Source organism: Pseudanabaena cinerea FACHB-1277 (genome assembly GCF_014696345.1).
Taxonomy (GTDB): domain Bacteria; phylum Cyanobacteriota; class Cyanobacteriia; order Pseudanabaenales; family Pseudanabaenaceae; genus Pseudanabaena; species Pseudanabaena cinerea.
On the sequence record NZ_JACJPY010000143.1, the window covers coordinates 1 to 6,208 of the forward strand.

Genomic DNA, 6,208 nt, shown 5'->3' on the forward strand with positions numbered 1-6,208 from the left:
AATCCATGCAATGTTCCAAAGATCTTACGTTTGCGTACAGCTTTTCTTAATAATTCCCCATCGCTAAGTATTTCTACTTAGCGCAAACTTGGGATGCTCCCGCTGTTCTTTTCTGGCTACAGGATCAATTTTGATTTTCTTTCTGTTTTTCTTGAGAATTTCAATAAGTTCATCAAAGCTAAGATTTGACTCATTTTTATAATAGTCACCTAGATAATTTTGGATTTTAGATTTATTCGTCAGCGTATCAACTTGACAACCAATAAAGCGCTCTAGCCATTGCAAGAAACTTTTAATTTCAGTTTGTTTTTGTTTATTCAGTTCAATCATTTGCTCTGCTAAATAAGCCAACAAATCATGAATAACATCAGCTTCTTCGGGTTGTTGGCTGAGGTGATGATTTACCTGTGTTAATAGCGGCGTGATCTGGCGATCGCTTTGATATTGGTTATACAGTGCGATCGCATTTTCTAATGCCTGCTGACGGCGATCGGTTGGAGTCGTAAATTCAAATTCACGAATAGGCAGTTTCTCAAGATATGATTGATTCATATCATCAACTAAATAATCTGAACACCAAAAATTAATTAATTTAGAACTTAGTAATGTAGACAAAAACAATAAATTATTCGTGTTATTAGATTTAGAAATAACTATTTGCAAGGTCTTCATCCCTGCGGAATTAGTCCTTTGATCAAAAGCAGATACGATACGCTGCATCCATCGTAATTTTTGAATGCGAATGATCCAGATTTTAGGATTGTTATAATAATTTTTGACTTTATTCGGTGTTAAAGTTTTATCAGAAATATTTATGCCTTGATTTACATAATACCTTTCTACATTTTCAGGAATTACCATCTGAAAATTACTATCTTTATCCGACTTTAGATTAAATTTACTTCCTTCTTCTCCTCTAGATATGGTAAATCCTAAAGAATGAATGGCAAGAGATATAGATTTTTGTTCTATAAGACTGATAATTTTCTGTTCATTTCTTGAGGATAAATAACCAATAACTAAGTTGGGTCTAGTTTGCCAATAAATTTGAGCCGTTTTAGATTGCCTCAACCAGTTTTGATTGCCGAATAATTCTAGTCTTTCTTCCACAGAAACAATTGATCTATCGATCTGTTTATGATCAATACGATGAAATACTGAAGGATTTTTATGCGTCATTAATAGAATTAAACACCAAGTATCTCTAACTTCTCTAAATAAAGGACCAGTTTCAATAGATTGATCTAATTCAGTATTAGCCAACAAGAATTTTCTAAAATATTGGAGATCATCTTTTCTTAGAATTGTGTCAGGTATAATATACCCACAATTTCCGTTTAATTTTGTTCTTTGAATTGCTGTCTTAGTGAAGATTGCATAAGAATCAATATTAGATGAGTTATCTAGTTGGTAATGAGTTTGGAGAAAAATTTTCTCTTGTGCTGAAAATTCGCTGCCCCAAGGAGGATTACCAATTACTGCATCAAATCCTGCGTTTTCATGCCAGCAGGCATTTTCTAGATCGATAAATACTTCTGGAAATTCGAGATCCCAATGGAAAAAATGTTTCTCATCACTGAGCTTTTGAGCATTTTTATATACGGCGGCATCAGCCTTATTCATTTTTGCAGGATCAGCCGAAATTGCTTTTGTCCCAAATACACTCAAAAAATGTTCAGCACGTTTTAAGCCAAAAAACTTCGATACATAGATGTCTAATAAACGTTTATAAGGTTTAGCCGCTTGATCAAATTGTCGAAATAGCTTTTCACTTTGCTCTAGTTCTGCAAAAGTGGCATCACTGAGAATACTCACACCGCGCATAATCTCGGCAGCGCGTAATAAACCGACAAAAGGACCCGCCATCAAATTCAACTGTCCTGTTGCATCTTTTGCCATACCCGCTTCTGCTTCTTTTACAGTTGTACCGATTAGGGAATTACCACAGCGTAAATGGTGATCGAGAAAGCTTAAGGGAGCGCCCACAGTAAAGGAATGCAACCACAAACTCACCTTAGCTAATTCCACAGCCATAGAGTTTAAATCCACACCATAAATACAGCGTTTCATGACCACGCGCTGTAATAGTTGGGTTGGCTCTAATCGATCTGGACTAATTTTAATTCCTTGTTTTGCCAAATTTTCTAAAATATTTTGGCGAGTCTGATTTAGCATTTCTAAAATCGGATTATGGTCAGGATATTGATTTAAAATCAGAATTATTTCATCAGTTAAATAATCCACAGCTTCGACTAAAAAGTGACCACTTCCCATTGATGGATCACATACTTTGATATCTAGTAATGTTTTTTGAGCTTCTCGTTCTAAACGTTGTAAATCCTTTTGAATTCCATTGCGACTCTGCACGCCTAAACGCTTATCTAGTAACTGTTGATGTAATTGACTAATTTCTACCATTAGCTCAGAAAATCTTTGCGATCGCTTTGTCAAAATCGGCTTAAGCGTGTTGCTAACAATATACTTAACAATGTAATCGGGTGTGTAATAGGAACCCGTTGACTTGCGATCGCCTTTGTCATTTTCTAAATGCACTTCTCCCTTCTCTGCATTATCAATAACAACGCGATATTCTAATAATCCTTCATAAATGGAACCTAATTGACGCACACCCAAAAAACTATAATCAATCGGCAAACCTTCAAATCTAGCGAGTTTATCTAAGGCTGGCGCTAAAACTACATCTGCAAGTTTAAATCTATATAAAAAATGATTGGCAGGATAATCCACTTGATCGTCAGATTGATTAAACTCAAAGTGAAATAGACCACCGTTATAACGCGGTACTTCTAAATTAGCATCACCAAGATCAACAACTCTAAATAGATTTAATAATCTTTCATAGAGCAATGCTGTTGTTTGACCAAATGTTCTTTGCTGATCAATACGGCTTGCAATTTCTTGGGCTGTTTGAATTATGCTAAGTTCTCGATAATCTCTATTATTAATTGGCAATAAATTTCTAGCTTCAGCATAAAGTAAAAATAGTAGCTTATATAGAAACGATAAAGTCGCTTCATAAATCTCTTCGGGTGTAACTTGATAATTTAATCGAAATGCATTCGCTGCAAATCCTCCTGCGATACTTGGAAAAACCTGCTCAAATACTAAAGCCTTTAACTCTTCACCTACCCGCTTGGCATAGGTGTTACTGCCATCTCGCACCCGTTCTAAAAAATTACGCCCCTGCGGATTCTTAACAAAACTATCAGCACAGAAAAACAACCAAAAATATTTAAACTGTTCTAATTTATTCTCGGTTTGTGATTCTAATAGCTCCACTAAATCTATTTGATAAAACTCTGTCGCTGTCGAAGAAGCCAAGCGATAATACAGCCGCCACTCGCGCCCATTTGTCAAAATCCCCCAATCAACTCCAGTCCCCACCAAGTAATTTGTAATCTGAAACGAAGGATTAGCATTTTTATAAATATCCTTTTGATCATTGGCTGAAACTTTACTCAGTGGACGTTCCCAATATTTTGCCTCCGCGATCGCATTCACCCGCGTATAAAAAGCCGTCTCCTGATCTTGTAATGGATAAGCATGATCGCGATCGCCTTCATTGTTAAATAGCGCATAGTCGGGGCGCTCTGCCCGCCCTTTGCCATGAGTGGTAACTTGAGGAATATTGCTAAATCCTAAAATATCTAAGGCTGGCTTAATAAATACTTCTTCCGTTTGTGCTTCACTAAGTTTTGGCAACAGATCTTTTTTCGCTAAATAAAGACTTAGCAAAGCATCAAATTTAGCGGTTACGTCAAACTGCCATTCCGAACATTCTTGGATGCGATGATCCAAATAATGCTGCGAAAATAGTGGTTTATTGTTTTTCAGTATAACCGTCATAGTCAGTTTTCCTTTGATTTGCGATCAATTATGGGATCAATTAATTTAGTTGCTGTGAAAACCAAATTGCAGCTTCTGTATTAGTTTTTGTGTCTAACATTCTCGCCAACCAGATCAGGCGATTGCCACCGATCAAGATCAATAAACCGCGATTGTCCCGATGTCCAAGTGGGAATATTTTCGCCAACATATACCACAATATCAGGTGCAACAGCCCGAACTCCTCTTTTTTCCATCTGACAACCACCAAAGGTACTCAATTTGAGATCGGGAAATTTCATTGCCAAAAATGCAAAAATCATTGAAAACAGATTACTGAATTTCGAGTGATTGATTCCTTCTGCGCCCATTTCTACCCACAAATGATTATTTTCAAAAAATAACTTATAGCGATCGCCATTTTCGTCATCGCGCAGTGCCTCATAGTCTTCCCAAGTTGCTTGTTGCCAAGTTTGCCATTGTTGAATAGGTTTGGTCGCTATAATCATTTTTGATTTTCCGCTCAATAAACTCAATAGGCGATCGCTTATACCATCACCGCTACTTTCCCAACTTCAGTAGCAGGTTCGGGTATAGGTAGTTCATCTTCTCGAAGTACTTCTAGATAAATTTTGATCACTTCCTTAATTAGTGTTTCTGTTTTCTGTAGAGTGTCGCCGCAAGCTACAAATCCTAGTAAATCTGAAACATAATATGTTGCTTTGGACTCAGTTAGTTATGGCTAACTTTATGTTGTTTGCTAGATGTAACTCTAATGTTTTAAATTTGTCAAGTCAAATCTAAAAAAGCTCATGCCAATTAAAAGTAACATCAGGAAAAGCAAGCATTGATAACACATCGCTCTCATCGTAGCGATGGATTTGTTTATAACCCGATCGCGATGGTTGCGAATAACCTTCAATGATTTTCTGATTCACATCAAATAACCACATTTCAGGAATTCCTGCCGATGCGTATAGAGGTGCTTTTACATCGCGATCGTAATCTATGGAACTATCAGCAACCTCAATGATCAACAAAATATCATTTGGTGTTGGCAAGCGATCGGCATAGAAATCTTGACGGCGTTTGAGAATGGCTAGATCAGGCTGTGGCTCTGAGCCATTATCCAAAAGAATCGGATTTTGTGACCAAACCTGTACTTTGCCTAATAAACGACTAATACATAGTTCTTGTAAACGAGTCACGCAGACTGCGTGTTTTCTGCCAATGGGGGACATGGTTTTGATTTCTCCATTAATTAACTCAAGGCGATCGCCTTCTTTAAAAACACCAGCTTCATGCATGAGGTGGTATTGCTGGGTTGTGAATTTGAAATTTGTGGCGATCGCGCTCCGATCAAATAATTGCACTGTCATAAAAGTTGAACTCCTTTTGGACAACATGAAATCATTTTAGTCTGGTTCAAGGCGATAGGATCGTGATCAAATGATTTGCGATCGCCTAAATCGTGAACCCAACAAAGCCGAACTGGGGATGTTTTAAGAAGCGCGTGGTTTGTCTGGGATGTTGATGCCATACAGAAACATATGCAGAATTTCCAGAGGTGACATGGGCGGACTATGAATCATAATGTCATCGTTGCTGGGATGAAGATGAAAGCGTAAATTGCGGACATCGTTGTTATGATCTGGCAGATTGAGGTCGATTCTTAAAAATGGAACTTTAGTCTCTCCTTCTTTTTGAGGAAACCTTATTTCAAAGTCAAATCCTATAATTTGAGCAGATTTGCCAGTTTCATCGATAGTAATCGCAAAATCAAATCAGCAGCCATTGTGAAGTTTAAAATGAGGAATGTCTTGAGTACGATTGAAATTTTTTCCTCCACCCATAATTTCTGTATAGCCCTTTTTGTTAATTTGAGATGATGCACCTTTTTTAAGTAACCCACGAATCTCCTTTTGATTCGCACTCAATATTTTTTCATTGCTAGCACGATTCAAACAATGAAAAATTTCCGTTTTAAATTCCCTTGCACTTTCTACTTCGAGCAATGTCTGGTTTAAAGAACGTTCTTGAATGTCTGCACAGATCTTTTGCCAATTACTTTTGCCGCTCAAGCAAGTCACCTCGATTAAGTAAAATTAGCCACTCTCCATATTCTGGATCGGTTGGCAGTTGACGATTTTCAGATAAAGCAATTACATCCTCATTATTTTTGCCTGTCCATTCTTGTAGTGCAGCTAGACGGCGATCGCATTCTTCATCACTCAGTATTTCGGCATCTTTTTGTAAATATTAGACCTGTTGGGAAATAAAAGTAAAGTACAGAAAGGGTTTTACTTTTTCCATCCATTTTTAAGCAGAATCTAAATAGAAGTTCCATAAACCAGCAGCATTC

Annotated in this window: 4 protein-coding genes; all 4 read right to left on the reverse strand. The window is 37.1% G+C overall.

The features are described from left to right. Positions 1-63 precede the first annotated feature (63 nt). The 4 genes from H6F44_RS22930 to H6F44_RS23405 all read right to left on the reverse strand — a co-directional run bounded on the left by H6F44_RS22930 (position 64) and on the right by H6F44_RS23405 (position 5,927). A complete protein-coding gene (locus H6F44_RS22930; RefSeq protein WP_199302241.1) occupies positions 64-3,867 on the reverse strand; it encodes an Eco57I restriction-modification methylase domain-containing protein in 3,804 nt (1,267 codons plus the stop codon). 80 nt (positions 3,868-3,947) lie between these two features. Then, positions 3,948-4,355 (reverse strand): Uma2 family endonuclease, encoded by a 408-nt coding sequence (locus tag H6F44_RS21915; protein WP_190353213.1) that lies wholly within the window; start codon positions 4,353-4,355, stop codon positions 3,948-3,950. Between the two features lie 291 nt (positions 4,356-4,646). Continuing rightward, positions 4,647-5,225 (reverse strand): Uma2 family endonuclease, encoded by a 579-nt coding sequence (locus H6F44_RS21920; protein ID WP_190353214.1) that lies wholly within the window; start codon positions 5,223-5,225, stop codon positions 4,647-4,649. 405 nt (positions 5,226-5,630) lie between these two features. Beyond that, complete coding sequence (locus H6F44_RS23405; protein ID WP_242016700.1) at positions 5,631-5,927, reverse strand: hypothetical protein; 297 nt, start codon at positions 5,925-5,927, stop codon at positions 5,631-5,633. Between the last annotated feature and the right edge of the window lie 281 nt (positions 5,928-6,208).

Excerpts from the sequence above, each read along its gene's own strand:
- H6F44_RS22930 (WP_199302241.1), bottom strand. The coding sequence starts at position 3,867 with ATGACGGTTATACTGAAAAACAATAAACCACTATTTTCGCAGCATTAT.
- H6F44_RS21915 (WP_190353213.1), bottom strand. The coding sequence starts at position 4,355 with ATGATTATAGCGACCAAACCTATTCAACAATGGCAAACTTGGCAACAA.
- H6F44_RS21920 (WP_190353214.1), bottom strand. The coding sequence starts at position 5,225 with ATGACAGTGCAATTATTTGATCGGAGCGCGATCGCCACAAATTTCAAA.